This is a genomic window from Micromonospora sp. CNZ286 (assembly GCF_014207755.1).
This window is the reverse complement of record NZ_JACHIZ010000001.1, coordinates 4,483,977-4,501,963: the sequence shown is the minus strand read 5'-3', so window position 1 is coordinate 4,501,963 and position 17,987 is coordinate 4,483,977. Positions and strand designations below refer to the sequence as shown.

The window sequence follows — 17,987 nt, the reverse complement described above, 5'->3', positions numbered from 1 at the left end:
AGAGAGTTCGTGCAGAGTTACGTCGTGACAGTCGCCGCCGCGCTCGCCGCGGCGGCGATCGCGTTGGTGCTGGCCCAGGTGGTGCACCGCGTCATCCGCCGCCTCGGCCGCCGCTCGCTGCTGATGACCGAGCTGACCGAGCACGCGCACCGCGCGTTCCAGCTCGCCCTCACCGTGGCGGCGGTGCAGTTCGCGGTCCGGTTCACCACCGCGTACGCGGTCGGCAGCCCGTGGCGGCAGTTCGTCCTGCACACGCTGGTGCTGGCGACGATCGCCGCCACCGCATGGCTGGTGGCCTCGCTGCTGGTGGTGGCGGAGGACACCGCGCTGGCCCGGTTCCGGGTCGACGTGCCGAACAACAGGCACGCCCGCCGGGTGCGCACGCAGGTGGTGCTGCTGCGCCGGCTCACCATCGCGGTGATCGTGATCCTCACGGTCGGCGTGATGCTGATGACGTTCCCGGCCGTACGCGGGGTCGGCGCCGGTGTGCTGACCTCCGCCGGTGTGATCGCCGCGGTCGCCGCGCTGGCCGCACAGAGCCTGCTCGCCAACGTCTTCGCCGGTCTCCAACTCGCGTTCAGCGACGCGGTACGCCTGGACGACGTGGTGGTGGTCGAGGGGGAGTGGGGCCGGATCGAGGAGCTGACGCTCAGCTACGTGGTGGTGCAGATCTGGGACGACCGCCGGCTGATCCTGCCCACCTCGTACTTCACCAGCCGGCCGTTCCAGAACTGGACCCGGACCGAGGCGGCGGTGCTCGGCACCGCAGAGTTCGAGCTGGACTGGTCGATTCCGGTGCAGGCGATGCGGGAGGAGTTGCGCCGCCTGTGCGAGGGCACGGAGCTGTGGGACGGCCGGGTCTGCGTGCTCCAGGTGACCGACGCGACCGGCGGCATGGTCAAGGTCCGCGCGCTGGTCAGCGCCGCCGACGCGGGCAGCCTGTGGGACCTGCGGTGCCTGGTCCGCGAGCACCTGGTGACCTGGGTACGCGACCAGCGCCCGACCGCCCTGCCCCGGCTGCGCGCCGAGGTCGGCGAGGCCACCGGCCCGCTGCCCTGGCAGGCGGTGCAGCCGCGCCGCCCGGTACGCCGCCCGACCGGCACCGAGGCGCCCGACGACGCGCGTGTCTTCGGCGGCAGCGACGACGGCGAGGCCCGCAGCGAGGTGTTCGTGGGCCGGGAGGAGCACGCCGAGGCGCGTCGCTGACCCCGTACCCCCGATCGGAGCCCCCGGCCGCCCACGGCGCCGGGGGTTCGGCGCGTACGAGCGGCTTTCCGGCCGGGCGGGTTTGGCCGGGCCGTTGCGGGGGACGTGGTGCGCACGCCCCGGATCCGGTGCCCGGCACCGGGTTCCGGCGGCGCGCGGCCGGGCGGACCGGCTGCTCCGCGCAGGATTGACGGGCGGCGACTCCGGGCATACAGCGCGGTGATGACGAAAGGAGGACAGCATGGCTGACGTCGCGAGTCGCAGCACGTCGCGGACCGGGAGCGAGCCGTCCACCGCCGAACTGGTACAGCGCGCCACCGAGCAGGTCACCCGCCTGGTGCGGGACGAGCTGGCCCTGGCCCGTGCGGAGCTGACCCAGAAGGGCAAGCACGCCGGGATCGGGATCGGTCTGTTCGGCGGCGGCGGGGTGATGGCGCTCTACGGCGCCGGCGCCCTGGTCGCCACCGTGATCCTGCTGCTGGCGCTTGTCATGCCGGCGTGGCTGGCCGCCCTGATCGTGGCGGTGGCGCTGTTCCTGCTCGCCGGGATCCTGGCGCTGGTGGGCAAGAAGCAGGTCAGCCGTGCCGTCCCGCCGGTGCCTGAGGCGGCGGTCCGCAGCGTTCGGGCGGACGTCGACACGGTCACCGCCGCGGTGAAGGACGGGAGGCGGGCATGACCGGTAACGGGACCGGGGACGTGGCGGCGCTCCGGGAGGAGATCCGCCGGACCCGGGTGGAGCTCGGTGAGACGATGGAGCTGCTCGCGGCCAGGGCCGATCCGAAGGCGCTGGTGCGGCACTCCGCCGAGGCGGCGAAGGCGCGGATGCGGGAGCAGGCGTCGCTGACCGCGGCCCGGGTGCGCGGGCGGGCGGCGGAGCGGGCCCGGCTGGTCCGGGCGCAGGCGTACGAGAAGGGTGAGGCGGTCGGGCGCAACCCGTTGCCGTGGGCGGCCATCGCGGCCGGCGCGCTGGTGACCGCGGTGGTGCTGGTGATCGTCCGAGGGAGGCGCAGGTGAGTGGCAGGGTCGGCAAGGCGGCGTACAAGCCGGTGGGGGTGCTGCTCGGCCTGGCCGCCGGTGCCGTCGCCGGGGCGATCTTCCGTCAGGTCTGGAAGGTGACGGCGGGCGACGGCGAGGCGCCGAGCGCCACCGACGAGGACCGCCGCTGGGGCGAGGTGCTGGCCGCCGCGGCCCTGCAGGGGGCCATCTTCTCGGTGGTGCGGGCCGCCGTCGACAGGGGCGGGGCGGTGGGCGTACGCCGTCTGACCGGTCGCTGGCCGGACTGACGAAAAGGCCGGAAAGGCCCCTTTCCCGAGCGCGGGAAAGGGGCCTTTCGCATGGCTCCGGCGGGCCGCGCAGCGCCGTCCGCGCGACCTTCAGGTCACATGTCGGAGAATTTCGTCCGCTAGGCTGTGCGAAGTTTTTGCGTACGTGGTTTGCTGTCTCACGCTGTTGAGAGACGCGTGGGTTGAGAGAAGTCTCCTGCATTGGGGGCCGCCTCAGGCGCCGCTGCTCGAAAACGGCCAATCGGCCGCACGGCGTGCTCGGCCGCCAGTTTTAGAAGGAGATACACATGGCGCAGGGAACCGTGAAGTGGTTCAACGCTGACAAGGGCTTCGGCTTCATCACCGTCGACGGCGGGGGTGCTGACGTGTTCGTCCACTTCTCGGCCATCCAGACCAGCGGCTACCGCACGCTGGAGGAGAACCAGCGGGTGGAGTTCGAGATCGCCCAGGGTCAGAAGGGTCCGCAGGCCGAGCAGGTCCGCCCCATCTGAGCTGACCGCACCGGCCGCGCCGGCCGGTGCCGGAAGCCCCGCATCCCGCACGGGAGGCGGGGCTTCGCCTTACCCGGTGCCTCAGCGGCGTCGCGCCCGCATGCCCCACCAGAGCCCGGCCAGTCCGAACAGGACCAGCACCGGGCCGACCAGCGCCCAGATCCGCTGGTCGCTCATGATGCTGCCCTCGACGTACCCGAGGCCCAGCACCGTCCACAGCGCACCGAGCACCACGGCGAGCAGCCCCAGGGTGAGCCGGAACCAACCCCTCATCGTTCCCCCTCCGACGACGACAGTCCCGCTCCAGCATGCCCGCCGCCGCGGGTGCCCGGCGACGCCGCGCCGGACGGCCGGCTCACCACCGGTCGTGCACCTGCGGGCGGATCAGCTCGTCGTAGGTGGCCCGCACCGCGGCCAGCTCCACCTCGGTCAGTGCCGGCTGCCCGGCCGCCTCGGCGTTGCGCCGCGCCTGCTCGGGGGAGCGGGCGCCGGGGATCACCACAGTGACGCCGGGCTGGTCGAGAACCCACCGCAGCGCGAACTGCGCCATCGTGCGGTCGTCGCCGACCAGCGGCGCGAGCCGGCGTACCGCCGCCAGGCCGCTGTCGTAGTCCACGCCGGAGAACGTCTCGCCCACGTCGAACGACTCGCCGTGCCGGTTGAACGTGCGGTGGTCGTTCGCCGGGAACGTGGTGTTCTCGTCGTACCGGCCGGAGAGCAGGCCGCTCGCCAGCGGCACCCGGGCGATGATCCCGACCCCGGCGGCAGCGGCGGCGGGCAGCACCCGCTCCAGCGGCTTGTGCCGGACCGCGTTGAGGATGATCTGCACGCTCGCCACACCGGGCCGGGCGATGGCGGTGAGCGCCTGGTCGCAGGTCTCCACGCTGACGCCGTACCCGGCCACGCGTCCCTCGGCGACGAGTGTGTCGAGCGCGTCGAAGACCCGGTCGTCGGCGAAGACGGCGGTGGGCGGGCAGTGCAGCTGCACCAGGTCGAGCGTGTCGACGCCGAGGTTGGCCCGGGACCTGTCGGTCCAGGCCCGGAAGTTGTCGAGGGTGTACGCCTCCGGCGTCTGCTCGACCCGGCGGCCCATCTTGGTGGCCACGGTGAGCCCGTGTCCGGGGCGGGAGCGCAGGAACCGGCCGATCAGGGCCTCGCTGCGGCCGTCGCCGTACACGTCGGCGGTGTCCAGGAAGGTGACGCCCGCGTCGACGGCGGCGGCCAGTACGGCGAGCGCCGCGTCCTCGCTGACCTCGCCCCAGTCCGCGCCGAGCTGCCACGCGCCGAGTCCGATGATGCCGACGTGCCGGCCGAGCCGGTCGAAGCTGCGCTGTTCCACCCGGTCGAGCCTAGTGAGCGGCTTGCCGTGGCGCGCGCCGGGCCGTACGGTCTAACAAGACGTACGTACGGTTTGGAGGCTGTCATGTGGGATCCGCGCGCCTACCTGCGCTACGGCGACGAGCGCTCCCGGCCGTTCCACGACCTGCTGGCCCGCGTCGGCGCCGAGCACCCGCGCGCCGTGGTCGACCTCGGCTGCGGCCCCGGCACCCTCACCGCCACGCTCGCCGCCCGCTGGCCCGGCAGCCGGGTCACCGGCCTGGACTCCTCCCCGGAGATGATCGAGCGCGCGACGGCCGAGGGCGGACCGGTCACGTACGCCGTCGCCGACGTCCGCGACTGGCGGCCGGAGCCCGACGTGGACGTGCTGGTCGGCAACGCCGTGCTCCAGTGGGTGCCGGAACACCGCGACCTGCTCCGCCGCTGGGCGGCCGCGCTGCCGGCCGGCGCCTGGATGGCGTTCCAGGTCCCCGGCAACTTCGACGCGCCGTCGCACCGGCTGCTGCGCTCCGTCGCCGCCCGGGACCGGTGGCGGGACGCGCTCGCCGGGAAGCTGCGCGAGGCCCCCGTCGACGAGCCCGTCGGCTACGCCACGCTGCTGACCGGCGCGGGCTGCGCGGTCGACGCCTGGGAGACTACGTACGTGCATCTGCTGCCCGCCACCGGCGCCGACCACCCGGTGCTGGCCTGGATGGAGGGCACCGCGCTGCGCCCGGTCCGCGCCGCGCTGGACGCCGCCGGCTGGGCCGCCTTCCGCGCCGAGCTGGGGGTACGGCTCGCGCAGGCGTACCCGGTGCGGCAGGGTCAGGTGTACTTCCCGTTCCGCCGGATTTTCATGGTGGCCCGCACCGGCGCCCGCGCAGAGGAGAACTCGTGACCGACCTGCCCACCTTCATCGCCGGACTGCCCAAGGTGGAGCTGCACGTGCACCACGTCGGCTCGGCCTCGCCCCGGATCGTCGCCGAGCTGGCCGCCCGGCACGAGGGGCGCAGCCCGGTCCCGGCCGACCCGGAGGCGCTCGCCGACTACTTCGCGTTCCGCGACTTCGCCCACTTCATCGAGGTCTACCTCAGCGTCGTGGACCTGATCCGCGACGCCGACGACGTCTGGCTGCTCACCCACGAGGTCGCCCGGGAACTGGCCCGCCAGCAGGTCCGCTACGCGGAGCTGACCGTGACGCCGTACTCGCACGTCAACCGCGGCATCCCGGCGCCGGCGTTCTGCGAGGCGATCGAGGACGCCCGCAAGCGCGCCGAGGCCGACTTCGGCATCGCGCTGCGCTGGTGCTTCGACATCCCCGGCGAGGCCGGCCTGCCCGCCGCCGAGCAGACGCTGCGGATCGCACTCGACGAACGACCGGACGGGCTGATCAGCTTCGGCCTCGGCGGCCCCGAGATCGGGGTGCCCCGGCCGCAGTTCAAGCCGTGGTTCGACCAGGCGCGGGCGGCCGGGCTGCGTTCGGTGCCGCACGCCGGTGAGACCACCGGCCCGGAGACGATCTGGGACGCGCTGCGCGAACTGGGCGCCGAGCGGATCGGCCACGGCATCTCCGCCGCGCAGGACCCGGCGCTGCTGACCCACCTCGCCGAGCGGCGGATCCCGCTGGAGATCTCGCCGACGTCCAACGTGCGCACCCGCGCCGTGCCCAGCCTGGACGCGCACCCGCTGCCGCGGCTGGTCGAGGCCGGCGTGCCGGTCAGCATCAACTCCGACGACCCGCCGATGTTCGGCACCACGCTCAACGACGAGTACGCGGTGGCCGCCCGGCTGCTGCGGCTCGGCCCGGACGGGGTGGCCGCGCTGGCCCGGGAGGCGGTGGCCGCGGCGTTCCTGACGCCGGCCGAGCAGGCCCGGATCACCGCCGAGATCGACGCGTACCTGGCGAGCGCGGCACGCTGAGCGGCCGTACCGGTGCCGGTCGTCGCGATCCCCGGGGCGGCCGGCGCCGCGCGGTCAGCATCAGCCCGGACAGCGCCAGCGCGGCGAGCGCGGCAGTGGGACCGGGAGCGACGGGCACGGGCCGGACGGGACCGTGCGCGAGCACCGGGTCCTGCCAGACCGCGAGCGTGAGTGCGATGCCCAGGCCGATGACGGCGGCCCAGCGGAGCAGACGACTGACGGCCGGTGGCATGACGGTCACCTCGCGCCCGGGATCGACGGGAGAGCGCGCGCGACGGGAGCGAGGTGTGGGGGGACCGGACTCCCGCCGCGCGCATGATCCGTCGGCCGGAAGGTCTTACGGGGCGTCCCGGCCGACGGAACTGATGGGTTCTGTCAGCGATCCTGGCAGTTCACGCCGGTTTTCCGGCCGTCGTTAAACCACCTTTAAGGAGAACTTGCGCCCGTACACAGTCAGCGGTCAGCGCGGGCGCGGCCAGCGCCGCCCCGGACGCGGCTCGCGTGCCTCCCGGGCCATCCGCCCGACCAGCCCGAACCGGTTCACCGGCCGGGGCGCCGCGTCCGGGTCGGCCAGCAGCATCACCACACTCGCGCCGCCGAGCCGGGCCCGGTCGATGCTCACCGAACCGTTCGCCTGCAACGCGACCCGCTTGGCGATGTCCAGCCCGAGCCCGGTGGAGCCCTTGTCGCTCTCGCCCCGGCGCAACGCCCGGTCCGGGTCGGCGATGCCCGCCCCGGCGTCGTCGATGCGGATCGCCACCCAGCCGTCCCGGCGGCTCACCGCCACCTCGAACGCGGTGCCCTGCGGCGTGTACCGGAACACGTTGCCGATCACCGCGTCCAGCGCGGCGGCCAGCTCGGCGCGGGGCACCGGCGCCGGGATCCGCAACTGCGCACCGACCACCCGGTGCGGCCGGTTCTGGTCACCCGCCAGCGCCGACCAGAAGACCATCCGGTCCCGGACCACCTCGCTCACGTCGCACGACGCCGGCGCCGACTCCTGGGCGACCGCCTTGCGGGTCGTCTTGATGAGCTGGTCGACCTCGCCCTCCAGCGTGACGATCGCCTGCCGGATACGCCGGATGCCGCGCCGCCGGTCCAGCTCCGCCTCGCTGAACGTGCCGATGCTCGTGTCGTCGGACTCCAGCGCCTCGGCGTCCAGCCGCAGCGCGGTCAGCGGCGTACGCAGCCGGTGCGACAGGTCGGCGACCAGTTCGTGCTCGTCGGCACGCAGCGCCACCAGTCGTTCCGTCATCCGGTTGAACGCGTGCCCGGCCTCGGCCAGCTCACGCGGGCCGGTCGGCTCGACCCGTACCCCCAGCTCGCCGTCACCCACCGCGAGCGCCGCCTTGACCAGGTCGCCGGTGGCGTCCACGGCCCGGGCCGCCACCCGGTCGACCACGGCGACCGCCGCGCCGACCAGCGCCAGGCCGATCGCGAGCAGCAGCAGCCACCGCCCGCCGCCGCCGGAGTCGAGCACCTCGTCGGGGACGAAGACCTCCACCACGGCGACCCGGTCACCCAGCACCACCGGGTCCAGCCGCAGCACCCCGCCGTCCACCTCGGTCACCACCGACCGCCGCTGCGCGGCGGCGTCGGCGAGCACCTGCGGGTTCGCGCGGCCGGCCGACTCGTCAGCGCCGATGCCGTGCACGACCGGCCGCATGGCCGGATCGTCGCCGGCCGCGGCGGCCACCGCCCGTTCGATCGTCGCGGTGTCCGTGCTGACCGCCAGCGCGCCGGTCACCAGCGCGGCCCGGCGGGCGGCGTCGGCCAGCTCCGCCTCGCGGGTGCGGTCGGCGAGGGTGAACCCGAGCGGGACGAGGAAGGCGAGCGCGATCAGGCCGCACAGCCCCGCGGTGAGCCCGGCGAGGCTGAACCTCAGTCCGGCGCCACCAGCCGGAAGCCGACCCCCCGCACGGTGCGCAGGTAGCGCGGCTTCGCCGCGGACTCGCCCATTTTGCGGCGGAGCCAGTACAGGTGAACGTCGATGGTCTGGTCCTCGCCGACCGATGGCTGCCGCCATACCTCCTCCAAGAGTTCCCGCCGGGACACTACCCGGCCGGGACGCGCGGCGAGATACGCCAGCAGGTCGAATTCCTTACGGGTCAGGGCCAGCGCCTCCCCGTCCAGCACCGCGCTGCGCTCGCCCACGTCCACCCGCAGGCCGCCGACCGTGTGCACGGCCGGCGCGACGGTACGGCTGGCCCGGCCGGCCCGCCGCAGCACAGTGGTGATCCGGGCGTCCAGGTGCGCCCCGGTGAACGGCTTGACCATGTAGTCGTCCGCCCCGGCGCGCAGGAGCCGTACCACCGACTGCTCGTCGTCGCGGGCGGTGGCGATGATGATCGGCACATCGGTGATGCCGCGCAGCATGCGCAGCGCGTCCGAGCCGTCCAGGTCGGGCAGGCCGAGGTCGAGCACCACCAGGTCCGGCGTCTCCGCGGCGACCCGGCGCAGTGCGTCCAGCGCGGTGCCGACCGCGTGCACCGCGTGCCCGCGGTCGGTCAGCGACCGCAGCATGGCGCCGCGCACGACGTGGTCGTCTTCGACCAGCAGGACGGTTGCCACGTCAGCACCGTACTCGGCGTGGCAAGCCGGTCGCGTTGCGGCGGTCCGGCCAACCGGGCAAGCTGGGACGGCGATGACGTTCACGCTCTTCCCCGACACCCGCCTCACGCTCGCCCGCGACGCGCTGGCCGGCCTGTCGGTGGGCGACGCCCTCGGCTCCCAGTTCTTCGTCCCCGGCCGGCACCCGGACGACCTCGCCGCCGGGCGGCTGCCCGCGCCGCCGTGGGAGTGGACCGACGACACCGAGATGGCGTGCTCGGTGGTGGCCGAGCTGGCCGCCGACGGCCGCATCGACCGGGACCGGCTGGCGCTGGCGTTCGCGCAGCGCTGCGAGCCGTACCGCGGGTACGGGCCGGGCGCGGTGACGGTGCTGCGGCTGATCCGCACCGGCACGCCCTGGCCGGTGGCCGCCGCGTCCGCGTTCGACGGGCAGGGCTCCTGCGGCAACGGCGCCGCCATGCGTGTCGCGCCGCTCGGCGCCTGGCACGCCGATTCCACCCGCCGCGCCGCCGAGCAGGCCCGCGCCTCCGCCGAGGTGACACACGCCCACCCGGAGGGCGTCGCCGGTGCGGTGGCGGTCGCGGTCGCCGCCTCGCTCGCCGCCCGCGCCCGCCTCGACGGCGGCCGCCCCGACCCGGCCCGGCTGCTCACCGCCGTCGCCGGGGCGCTCGACCCGGCCGGTGAGGTGCACCGCGGGGTACGCCGGGCCGCCGCGCTGCTCGGTCACTCCGCCGCCGAGGCGGCCGACGCGCTCGGCAACGGCTCCCGGGTCACCGCGCAGGACACCGTGCCGTTCACGCTGTGGGTCGCCGCCACGCTGCTGCACGACTACCCCGCCGCGATCCGCGCCTGCGTCGAGGCGGGCGGCGACGTGGACACCACAGCCGCGATCGTGGGCGGGATCGTTGCCGCGTACACCGGGGTGGGCGCGCCGGGCGGCGTGCCGGAGGGCTGGCTGACCGCCCGCGAGCCGCTCCCCACCTGGCTCCCCACTCCCGCCTGACCGCCCGCCCTCCCTCGCCGGCCGTGGTGGTCGTGGGTGCGCGCGCCGGTTCGGGGAAGTGGCCGGGTCGGCGGCGGAGGGATGCAGCCACCTCGGCGAGGTGGGGTCGATCATGCGTTCCGGCGCGCACCACCAGCGGGGACGGGCTCGACGGTCGCGGGGACGTCGGCGGCGGGGGCGGGGGCCGGCTCGGGGGAGCCGGAGCGGGGGTCCGTGTCCGGGCGTCCGGTGGCGGCGGGCTCGTCGGGGGAAGGGCTGTCGTCGGGCGGGAGGGTCATGGTGTCGCGCCGGCGGCGGCTGAGCAGCCAGCCGATCGCCGCGCCACCGGCCAGCCCGGCGAGCAGGCCGCCGCCGAGCAGCAGGTCCGCGCTCGGCCCGTTGTCCGCCGCACCGGCCACCGGTGCCGTGCCGCCCGGTGCGCCGCCCTGCGCCCCACCGGCATCGCCCGCGGCGCCGTGACCGCCGTGCGCGCCGCCGTTCGTACCGGCGCCGCCGTCGTGCGTCACGGTGCCCGGCAGCGGCGGCAGCAGGTCGAGCGTCGGCGCGGGGTGCGCGCCACCCGCCGGGTCCGCCCACCGGACCACAGTGCCGTCGTCGTACGTCTGCGTCACGGTGAACGTGAGCCGGTCGGTGGCGGGCATCGGTCCCATGCCCAGCGGCAGCCGGGCCGCCCCGGTGCCGGTGCCGGGCATCCGCAGCCAGTTCACCGAGTGGGTCACCTGGTTCAGTTCGGCCGCGTGCATGCCGGGGACCGGCTGGTCGAGCGTGCGGGTCGTGATGGTCGGCGCCCAGTCCGGCACCGACAGCGGGTACACCTCGCCGATCGGGGCGTCCGCGGGCATGGTCAGCTCGATCCGGGTGGTCCGGGTGCCGGGCTTGTCCGCCGGGACCAGCACCGACAGTTCGATCGCGTCGCCCTGGCGTACCTGGGCGGGCGAGGTCGTGACGGTCACCCCGGCCGCGTTCGCCGCGCCCGGCCAGCCCACCGTCCCGGCAAGTACGGCCGCCAGCAGCGCAGCCGCCCACCGGCCCTGACGGATCATCCTCATGGTCGTCCCCATCCTTCTCGGCTGGGGTCGGCACCGGCTCCGGCCCCACCTGGTAGTTCGGGCGGCGGGGCGAAAAGGTTCAACACGGCACGGAACTCGCCGAGGACGGGCACCGGCGTCGGCGGCGGTCCGGGTCCGGGCGACCGATAGCATCGCAGGGGCCGGTCACCGGCCCACCAGTACCGTCGACGACAGGAGTCACCGTGTCCGCACCCCGTACCCCCGTCGTGGCCGACCCCGTCGTCGTCGCCGCCGGGACCACGGCGGCCGACGCGGTGGCCGCGGCCGGCCTGCCGATGAGCGGGCCGAAGGCGATCGTGGTGGTCCGCGATCCGCAGGGCCAGCTGCGTGACCTGGACTGGCGCCCGGCCGAGGACGTCGCGGTCGAGCCGGTCACGCTGGACAGCCCGGACGGGCTGAACGTGCTGCGCCACTCCACCGCCCACGTGCTGGCCCAGGCCGTGCAGGACGTCTTCCCGGACGCGAAGCTCGGCATCGGCCCGCCGATCGAGAACGGCTTCTACTACGACTTCGGCGTCGACAAGCCGTTCCAGCCGGACGACCTGACCAAGCTCGAGAAGCGCATGCAGGAGATCGTCAAGTCCGGCCAGCGGTTCCGCCGCCGCCGGTTCGCCGACCTGGACGAGGCGCGGTCCGAGCTGGCCGCCGAGCCGTACAAGCTGGAGCTGATCGAGGTCAAGGGGGAGGGGCTGGACTCCTCCGAGGTGATGGAGGTGGGCGGCGGCGAGCTGACCATCTACGACAACCTCGCCGCGAACGAGGACAAGGTCTGCTGGTCGGACCTGTGCCGGGGCCCGCACCTGCCCAACACCCGGCTGATCGGCGCGTTCAAGCTGATGCGCTCGGCCGCCGCGTACTGGCGCGGGTCGGAGAAGAACCCGCAGCTCCAGCGCGTGTACGGCACCGCGTGGCCGACCCGGGACGAGCTCAAGGCGTACCTGAAGCTTCTGGAGGAGGCCGCCCGCCGCGACCACCGCAAGCTCGGCGCGGACCTCGACCTGTTCAGCTTCCCCGACGAGATCGGGTCCGGCCTGCCGGTCTTCCACCCCAAGGGCGGCGTGCTCAAGCGGGTGATGGAGGACTACGTCCGGGCGCGGCACGTCGAGGAGGGCTTCGACTACGTCGGCACGCCGCACATCTCCAAGGAAGGTCTCTTCCACACCTCGGGACACCTGCCCTACTACAAGGACACGATGTTCCCGCCCATGGAGATGGAGGGCAGCGACTACTACCTCAAGGCCATGAACTGCCCGATGCACAACCTGATCTACCGGTCGCGCGGGCGGTCCTACCGGCAACTGCCGATCCGCCTGTTCGAGTTCGGGACGGTCTACCGGTACGAGAAGTCGGGCGTGATCCACGGCCTGACCCGGGTACGCGGCTTCACCCAGGACGACTCACACTCCTACTGCACCCGCGAGCAGGCGCCGTCCGAGATCAAGCACCTGCTCGGCTTCGTGCTCAGCCTGCTGCGCGACTTCGGCATCGACGACTTCTACCTGGAGCTGTCGACCCGCGACGAGTCGAAGCCGGACAAGTTCGTCGGCTCCGACGAGGACTGGGCGACCGCGACCGCCGTACTGGAGCAGTGCGCGCTGGAGACCGGCCTGGAACTGGTGCCGGACCCGGGCGGCGCGGCGTTCTACGGCCCGAAGATCTCCGTGCAGGCCAAGGACGCGATCGGCCGGACCTGGCAGATGTCGACCATCCAGTACGACTTCAACCAGCCCAAGGGCTTCGGGCTGGAATACCAGGCCGCCGACGGCACCCGGCAGCAGCCGGTGATGATCCACTGCGCCAAGTTCGGGTCGATCGAGCGGTTCATCGGCGTGCTCACCGAGCACTACGCGGGCGCGTTCCCGGCCTGGCTGGCGCCGGTGCAGGTGGTCGGCATCCCGATCCGCGACGAGCACGGCGACTACCTGGTCGACTTCGCCGCGACGCTGCGCCGGCACGGCATCCGGGCCGAGGTCGACCTGGGCGACGACCGGATGCAGAAGAAGATCCGCAACGCGCAGCAGCAGAAGATCCCGTTCATGGTGATCGCCGGTGACGACGACGTGGCCGCCGGCACCGTCTCGTTCCGCTACCGGGACGGCTCGCAGCGCAACGGCGTACCGGTCGACGAGGCGGTGGCGCACGTCCGCGAGGTGGTGGAGTCGCGCACCAACGCCGGCCCCACCGCCACCGCCGCCGAGTAGACGCTCCGCCGACCGCGCCGCCGGGCGGCGGCGCGGTTCGGCGGCGGCCCGGCCCGGATCGTAGGATCGTCTGTGTGACAGGGGCGGAGCGGCACACCGGGTACGGCGGCGACGACGGTCTGGCGGACGGGCTGGACCGGCTCTGGACGCCGCACCGGATGACCTACATCTCCGGCGAGGACCGTCCCGAGGGCGGCTACGAGAAGCCGGCCGGCTGCCCGTTCTGCCTCGCGCCCGGCCTGCCGGCCGAGGAGAGCCTGGTGGTCGCCCGGGGCGAGCACGTCTTCGCTGTGCTCAACCTCTACCCGTACAACCCGGGGCACCTGCTGGTCTGCCCCTACCGGCACGTGGCCGACTACACCGAGCTGGACGAGCCGGAGACGGTCGAGCTGGCCGCGTTCACCAAGGCCGCCATGCGGGTGGTCCGGCACGTCTCCAGCGCGCACGGCTTCAACCTGGGCATGAACCAGGGTGGCGTGGCGGGCGCGGGCATCGCCGCGCACCTGCACCAGCACGTGGTGCCGCGCTGGGGCGGCGACGCCAACTTCATGCCGGTGATCGGCCGGACGAAGGTGCTGCCGCAACTGCTCGCCGACACCCGGGAGCTGCTCGCCAAGGCGTGGGCGGCGGCCTGACGGGGGCCCGCCCCGACAGTACGATCTCGCGCATGGCTCTCCTGCACCGCGCGGAACTGCGCCCCTCGAAACTGGAGCTGCTCGCCGGCTGGCTGCCCGGCCGGCAGTGGTTCGCCGGCGAGGCCGGCGCGCCGGTCACCCGCGTCGCGGCGTACCGGTTCGACGACCCGGCCGGCGCGGTCGGCATCGAGACGCTGCTCGTGCGCGCCGGTGACGGCCCGGTGCTCCAGGTGCCGCTGACCTACCGGGGCGCGCCGCTGGCCGGGGCGGACGAGCACCTGGTGGGCGTCATCGAGCACTCGGTCCTCGGCCGCCGCTGGGCGTACGACGCCTGCGGCGACCCGGTGTACGCGCCGCTGCTGGCCGCCGCCGTGCTCGCCGACGCCGGTCAGGCGGAGGAGTACTTCGAGGTCGACGGGAAGCGTGAGGTGCGCCCTGTGAGCATGACGCTGACCGGCAGCCGTACCGGCCGTCCGGTGCCGACGGGTCCGGTTTCGACAGGTCAGGGTGACGGCGGCGTGACGGTGGTCCGGGTGGGGGACGTCGAGCTGGCGGTGGTCCGGCGGCCCGTACCGGCCGACGTGCCGGAGGCGGGCGGCCTCGCCGGCGCCTGGCCGGGTCAGGACGAGCCGGTGCTGCTGGCGTACGCGCGCTGACGGCTCGCCGGGCGGCGGTCCTCATCGGAGCCGGATCGAAGGGACGACAGCGGACCGATATGCCTCAGAGGCATATTCATGACTCTGAGGCATATCGCGTTCACCACGACCGTTCACCGCCGGGCGTCACGCGGCGTGACCGCGACCTTGCTCAGGGGTCAGGAATCGGCCCGTGTACGCCGGGAAGGTGACAGGATGCGGCGGTGGCAGTCGACACGCGACAGTTGGGGCGCAGCGGCATCGAGGTGAGCGCCCTCGGCATGGGGTGCTGGGCGATCGGCGGCCCGTGGGCCGAGGGTGCCCGGCCGCTGGGCTGGGGCCGGGTCGACGACGACGAGTCGGTACGCGCCGTCCGCCGCGCGCTCGACCTCGGCGTCACCCTGTTCGACACCGCCGACACGTACGGCGCCGGGCACGGCGAGCGGGTGCTCGGCCGGGCGCTCGCCGGCCGGCGTGACGAGGCGGTCATCGCCACGAAGTTCGGTTACACGTTCGACGAGCGGACCCGGCAGGCCACCGGCGAGAACGCCTCGCCGCACTACCTGCGCCGGGCGGTCACCGGCTCGCTGCGCCGGCTGGGCACCGACCGCATCGACCTCTACCAACTGCACCTGGGCGACCTGCCGCTGCCCCGGGCCGAGGCGCTCATCGGCACGCTCGACGACCTGGTCGACGCCGGCCTGATCCGGGCGTACGGGTGGAGCACCGACCGGGCCGACCGGGCCGCCGCCTTCGCGCAGGTCGCCCGCGGCGCCGCCGCCGTGCAGCACGCGCTGTCGGTGCTCCGGGACGCCCCGGCCATGCTCGACGTCTGCGACAAGCACGACCTCGCCGGCCTCGCCCGGGGGCCGCTCGGTATGGGTCTGCTCACCGGCAAGTACACGCCGGAGTCCACGCTGCCTCGCGACGACGTACGCGGACTCGGGCCGACCTGGCTGGAATGGTTCCGCAGCGGCCGGCCCGCCCCGGAGTGGCTGCGCCGGGTCGCCGCCGTGCGCGATGCGCTGACCGCCGACGGACGCACCCTGGCGCAGGGGGCGATCGGGTGGATCTGGGCGCGCAGCGACCGGGCCGTGCCGATCCCCGGTGCCCGTACCGTCGCGCAGGTCGAGGAGAACGCGGCCGCGCTGGCCCGGGGCCCGCTCGCCCCGGGCCACTTCGCCGAGGTGGAGCGGCAACTGGCGGCGGTACGCTCGGCCGCGCTCCGGGACGCCGACCGCCCCCACTGGCCGATGCCCCCGGTCCCCGCCGTCCGCCCCTGACCAAGCCTCCCGCGCCACCCGCTCCGCCACCCCGCCCTCGTCGGCGGCGATCTTGCAGTTGCGGCCCGCATGTTGTCGGGAATGCCCCCTTTGCGGGGGCCGCAAGTGCAAGATCGCGAGGGAGGGCGGGGGCGGGCGAGGGAGGGCGGGCGCGGGCGGGGTCAGCGGGTGGTGGACTCCTTGCGGGCCTGGTCGGCGAGGTGGGCGGGCATGGGGTCGTGGCGGGCGAACTCACGGCGGAACGTGCCGGTGCCGGCCGTCATCGAGCGCAGCTCGACCGCGTACCGCAGCAGTTCGGTCGCGGGCACCTCGGCGCGGACGAGCGTGCGGCCCTCGGCATCCGGGTCCGGCTCGGTGCCGAGCACCCGGCCACGCCGCCCGGACAGGTCGCCCATCACCGCGCCGACCGACGAGTCGGGCACCCGTACGGTGATCTCGTCGACCGGCTCCAGCAGCGCCGGCTGGCCCTTCTCGGCGGCGTCGCGCAGCGCCAGCGCGCCCGCGGTCTGGAACGCCGCGTCGGAGGAGTCGACGCTGTGCGCCTTGCCGTCGACCAGCGTCACCCGCAGGTCCACCACCGGGTAGCCGGCGATGAGGCCGCGTTCCATCTGCGCCCGTACCCCCTTCTCCACCGAGGGGATGTAGTTGTGCGGGACCGCGCCGCCGACCACCCGGTCGACGAACTCGAAGCCTGAGCCCCGGGGCAGCGGCTCCACCTCGATGTCGCAGACCGCGTACTGGCCGTGGCCGCCGGACTGCTTGACGTGCCGGCCGTGCCCGCGCGCGGCGGCGGTGAACGTCTCGCGCAGCGGCACCCGGACCGGTTCGGTGTCCAGCTCGACGCCGCCGCCGCGCAGCCGGTCGAGCACCACGTCGGCGTGCGCCTCGCCCATGCACCAGAGCACAAGCTGGTGGGTCTCCGGGTTGCGTTCGAGCCGTAGCGTCGGGTCGCCGGCTACCAGCCGGGACAGGTTGCGGGCCAGCGCGTCCTCGTCGGCCCGGCTGCGCGCCACGATCGCCACCGGCAGCAGCGGCTCCGGCATCTCCCAGGGCGCGATCAGCAGCGGGTCGTCCTTGGCCGAGATGGTGTCGCCGGTCTCCGCGCTGCCCGACTTGGTGATCGCGCACAGATCACCGGCGACGCAGGCGGGCACCTCGCGCAGCGTCGCACCCAGCGGGCTGTAGACGTGGCCGACCCGCTCGTCGGCGTCGTGGTCCGGGTGGCCGCGCTCGGCCATGCCGTGGCCCGACACGTGGATCACCTGGTCGGGGCGGAGCGTGCCGGAGAAGACGCGCACCAGCGAGACCCGTCCGACGTGCCGGTCGACAGTCGTCTTGACCACCTCGGCGACGAGCGGGCCGTCCGGGTCGCAGGTCAGCGGCGGGCGGGGCGAGCCGTCCACGCCGGTGACGGCGGGCAGGTCGTGCTCCAGCGGCGACGGGAACGCCGCGACCAGGCCGTCGAGCAGCGCGTCCAGGCCGACGCCGGTCTCCGCGCAGACCGGCACCACCGGGTAGAAGTGGCCGCGGGCGACAGCCGTCTCCAGGTCGGTGATCAGCACCTCGGGGTCGATCTCCTCACCGCCGAGGTAGCGGTCCATCAGGGTCTCGTCCTCGCTCTCCGCGATGATCCCCTCGATCAGCTCGTCGCGGGACTCCTGGATGGCCGGCAGGTGCTGCGGGTCCGGCTCGCGTACCGCCGCGGGCAGCCCGCCGGAGTAGTCGAACACCCGGCGGGTGATCAGCCCCATCAGCCCGGCCACCGACTCGCCGTCGTCGCCGAGCATGGGCAGGTAGAGCGGCAGCACGTTGTCGCCGAAGACCCGCTGGCACAGCGCCACGGCCTCGTCGAAGTCGGCGCGCGGGTGGTCCAGCCGGGAGACGGCCACCGCCCGGGGCATGTCGACGGCGGCGCACTCCTCCCAGAGGGCGGCGGTGGCGGCGTCCATGCCGTCGACGGCGGAGACCACGAACAGGGCCGCGTCGGCGGCGCGCAGCCCGGCGCGCAGCTCGCCGACGAAGTCGCCGTATCCCGGGGTGTCCAGCAGGTTGACCTTGACGTCGCGGTGCACCAGCGGGGCGCACGCCAGGCTCACCGAACGCTGCTGGCGTACGGCGGCGGGGTCGTGGTCGCAGACGGTGGTGCCCTCGGTGACGGCGCCGGCCCGGCCGATCGTGCCACTGGCGGCCAGCAGCGCCTCGACGAGCGTCGTCTTGCCGGCACCGGAGTGCCCGACGAGCACCACGTTGCGAACCCTGCCGGGCTCGGTCACCACCGGCGCGCCGCCGGTGACACCCTTCTCGTTCTTCTGCGCCATCGCGGCGCACCTCCCTCAACCGGTGGTGGTGGCGACCGCCGCGGGCGACGGGGG

19 protein-coding genes are annotated in these 17,987 nt (G+C 74.3%); 12 read left to right on the top strand and 7 right to left on the bottom strand.

Annotated elements, in window-relative coordinates; all coding sequences use genetic code 11:
* The first annotated feature begins 9 nt into the window (after positions 1-9).
* The 5 genes from FHX31_RS19600 (at position 10) to FHX31_RS19580 (ending at position 2,980) form a co-directional block, all read left to right on the top strand.
* Positions 10-1,206, top strand: a complete 1,197-nt coding sequence (locus FHX31_RS19600; RefSeq protein ID WP_013474842.1) for a mechanosensitive ion channel family protein — start codon at positions 10-12, stop codon at positions 1,204-1,206.
* A gap of 241 nt (positions 1,207-1,447) precedes the next feature.
* A complete protein-coding gene (locus FHX31_RS19595) occupies positions 1,448-1,882 on the top strand; it encodes a phage holin family protein (protein ID WP_013474843.1) in 435 nt (144 codons plus the stop codon).
* Entirely contained in the window at positions 1,879-2,220 is a 342-nt protein-coding gene (locus FHX31_RS19590; protein WP_013285415.1) for a DUF3618 domain-containing protein, read from the top strand. Before FHX31_RS19595 ends, FHX31_RS19590 begins: the two co-directional genes overlap by 4 nt.
* Positions 2,217-2,489 carry a DUF4235 domain-containing protein gene (locus tag FHX31_RS19585; RefSeq protein ID WP_013285416.1) on the top strand — a complete coding sequence of 91 codons (273 nt, stop codon included), beginning with the start codon at positions 2,217-2,219 and terminating at the stop codon, positions 2,487-2,489. The genes FHX31_RS19590 and FHX31_RS19585 overlap by 4 nt, the downstream gene beginning before the upstream one ends.
* Before the next feature lie 287 nt (positions 2,490-2,776).
* Positions 2,777-2,980, top strand: a complete 204-nt coding sequence (locus tag FHX31_RS19580; RefSeq protein WP_007075740.1) for a cold-shock protein — start codon at positions 2,777-2,779, stop codon at positions 2,978-2,980.
* 81 nt (positions 2,981-3,061) lie between these two features.
* On the opposite strand, the gene FHX31_RS19575 is transcribed toward FHX31_RS19580, so the two are convergent.
* Together FHX31_RS19575 and FHX31_RS19570 are read right to left on the bottom strand one after the other, a co-directional pair.
* Positions 3,062-3,253 carry a hypothetical protein gene (locus FHX31_RS19575; protein WP_013285417.1) on the bottom strand — a complete coding sequence of 64 codons (192 nt, stop codon included), beginning with the start codon at positions 3,251-3,253 and terminating at the stop codon, positions 3,062-3,064.
* Positions 3,254-3,335: 82 nt separating this feature from the next.
* On the bottom strand, positions 3,336-4,319 hold the full coding sequence (locus FHX31_RS19570; protein WP_013474845.1) for an aldo/keto reductase: 984 nt from the start codon (positions 4,317-4,319) through the stop codon (positions 3,336-3,338).
* An 84-nt stretch (positions 4,320-4,403) separates the two neighbouring features.
* Here FHX31_RS19570 and FHX31_RS19565 point away from each other — a divergent pair, with 84 nt between their 5' ends.
* Both FHX31_RS19565 and FHX31_RS19560 read left to right on the top strand, forming a co-directional pair.
* Positions 4,404-5,195: a trans-aconitate 2-methyltransferase gene (locus FHX31_RS19565; protein WP_184976961.1), complete on the top strand. Its 792-nt coding sequence runs from the start codon at positions 4,404-4,406 to the stop codon at positions 5,193-5,195.
* Positions 5,192-6,217, top strand: a complete 1,026-nt coding sequence (locus FHX31_RS19560; RefSeq protein ID WP_071095795.1) for an adenosine deaminase — start codon at positions 5,192-5,194, stop codon at positions 6,215-6,217. Before FHX31_RS19565 ends, FHX31_RS19560 begins: the two co-directional genes overlap by 4 nt.
* On the opposite strand, the gene FHX31_RS19555 is transcribed toward FHX31_RS19560, so the two are convergent.
* From FHX31_RS19555 to FHX31_RS19545, 3 genes are all read right to left on the bottom strand, one after another.
* Complete coding sequence (locus FHX31_RS19555; protein ID WP_114919980.1) at positions 6,174-6,449, bottom strand: hypothetical protein; 276 nt, start codon at positions 6,447-6,449, stop codon at positions 6,174-6,176. The two genes, FHX31_RS19560 and FHX31_RS19555, sit on opposite strands and share 44 nt — an antisense overlap.
* A 228-nt stretch (positions 6,450-6,677) precedes the next feature.
* Positions 6,678-8,069, bottom strand: coding sequence for a HAMP domain-containing sensor histidine kinase (locus tag FHX31_RS19550; RefSeq protein WP_176739827.1), 1,392 nt, complete (start codon positions 8,067-8,069; stop codon positions 6,678-6,680).
* A 29-nt stretch (positions 8,070-8,098) separates the two neighbouring features.
* Entirely contained in the window at positions 8,099-8,788 is a 690-nt protein-coding gene (locus FHX31_RS19545) for a response regulator transcription factor (protein WP_013285422.1), read from the bottom strand.
* 73 nt (positions 8,789-8,861) lie between these two features.
* On the opposite strand from FHX31_RS19545, the gene FHX31_RS19540 reads away from it, so the two are divergent.
* The gene (locus FHX31_RS19540) at positions 8,862-9,791 is read left to right on the top strand and encodes an ADP-ribosylglycohydrolase family protein (RefSeq protein ID WP_013474848.1); all 930 of its coding nucleotides are present in this window, start codon (positions 8,862-8,864) and stop codon (positions 9,789-9,791) included.
* Positions 9,792-9,901: 110 nt separating this feature from the next.
* Here the strand turns inward: FHX31_RS19540 and FHX31_RS19535 are convergent, their stop codons facing one another.
* Complete coding sequence (locus FHX31_RS19535; RefSeq protein WP_184976960.1) at positions 9,902-10,840, bottom strand: DUF1775 domain-containing protein; 939 nt, start codon at positions 10,838-10,840, stop codon at positions 9,902-9,904.
* Positions 10,841-11,043: 203 nt separating this feature from the next.
* On the opposite strand from FHX31_RS19535, the gene thrS reads away from it, so the two are divergent.
* The 4 genes from thrS (at position 11,044) to FHX31_RS19515 (ending at position 15,615) form a co-directional block, all read left to right on the top strand.
* Positions 11,044-13,062 carry a threonine--tRNA ligase gene (thrS, locus tag FHX31_RS19530; protein ID WP_030270305.1) on the top strand — a complete coding sequence of 673 codons (2,019 nt, stop codon included), beginning with the start codon at positions 11,044-11,046 and terminating at the stop codon, positions 13,060-13,062.
* Between the two features lie 74 nt (positions 13,063-13,136).
* Positions 13,137-13,697, top strand: coding sequence for an HIT family protein (locus tag FHX31_RS19525; protein WP_013285426.1), 561 nt, complete (start codon positions 13,137-13,139; stop codon positions 13,695-13,697).
* A gap of 32 nt (positions 13,698-13,729) precedes the next feature.
* Positions 13,730-14,353 carry a CG0192-related protein gene (locus FHX31_RS19520; protein ID WP_184976959.1) on the top strand — a complete coding sequence of 208 codons (624 nt, stop codon included), beginning with the start codon at positions 13,730-13,732 and terminating at the stop codon, positions 14,351-14,353.
* A gap of 260 nt (positions 14,354-14,613) precedes the next feature.
* Positions 14,614-15,615 carry an aldo/keto reductase gene (locus tag FHX31_RS19515; protein WP_184977831.1) on the top strand — a complete coding sequence of 334 codons (1,002 nt, stop codon included), beginning with the start codon at positions 14,614-14,616 and terminating at the stop codon, positions 15,613-15,615.
* A gap of 161 nt (positions 15,616-15,776) precedes the next feature.
* On the opposite strand, the gene FHX31_RS19510 is transcribed toward FHX31_RS19515, so the two are convergent.
* On the bottom strand, positions 15,777-17,933 hold the full coding sequence (locus FHX31_RS19510; RefSeq protein ID WP_013474852.1) for an elongation factor G-like protein EF-G2: 2,157 nt from the start codon (positions 17,931-17,933) through the stop codon (positions 15,777-15,779).
* Between the last annotated feature and the right edge of the window lie 54 nt (positions 17,934-17,987).

Coding starts and splice junctions, on each gene's coding strand:
- FHX31_RS19595 (WP_013474843.1), top strand. CDS start 1,448: ATGGCTGACGTCGCGAGTCGCAGCACGTCGCGGACCGGGAGCGAGCCG.
- FHX31_RS19590 (WP_013285415.1), top strand. CDS start 1,879: ATGACCGGTAACGGGACCGGGGACGTGGCGGCGCTCCGGGAGGAGATC.
- FHX31_RS19580 (WP_007075740.1), top strand. CDS start 2,777: ATGGCGCAGGGAACCGTGAAGTGGTTCAACGCTGACAAGGGCTTCGGC.
- FHX31_RS19575 (WP_013285417.1), bottom strand. CDS start 3,253: ATGAGGGGTTGGTTCCGGCTCACCCTGGGGCTGCTCGCCGTGGTGCTC.
- FHX31_RS19565 (WP_184976961.1), top strand. CDS start 4,404: ATGTGGGATCCGCGCGCCTACCTGCGCTACGGCGACGAGCGCTCCCGG.
- FHX31_RS19555 (WP_114919980.1), bottom strand. CDS start 6,449: ATGCCACCGGCCGTCAGTCGTCTGCTCCGCTGGGCCGCCGTCATCGGC.
- FHX31_RS19540 (WP_013474848.1), top strand. CDS start 8,862: ATGACGTTCACGCTCTTCCCCGACACCCGCCTCACGCTCGCCCGCGAC.
- FHX31_RS19535 (WP_184976960.1), bottom strand. CDS start 10,840: ATGAGGATGATCCGTCAGGGCCGGTGGGCGGCTGCGCTGCTGGCGGCC.
- FHX31_RS19520 (WP_184976959.1), top strand. CDS start 13,730: ATGGCTCTCCTGCACCGCGCGGAACTGCGCCCCTCGAAACTGGAGCTG.
- FHX31_RS19515 (WP_184977831.1), top strand. CDS start 14,614: ATGGGGTGCTGGGCGATCGGCGGCCCGTGGGCCGAGGGTGCCCGGCCG.
- FHX31_RS19510 (WP_013474852.1), bottom strand. CDS start 17,933: ATGGCGCAGAAGAACGAGAAGGGTGTCACCGGCGGCGCGCCGGTGGTG.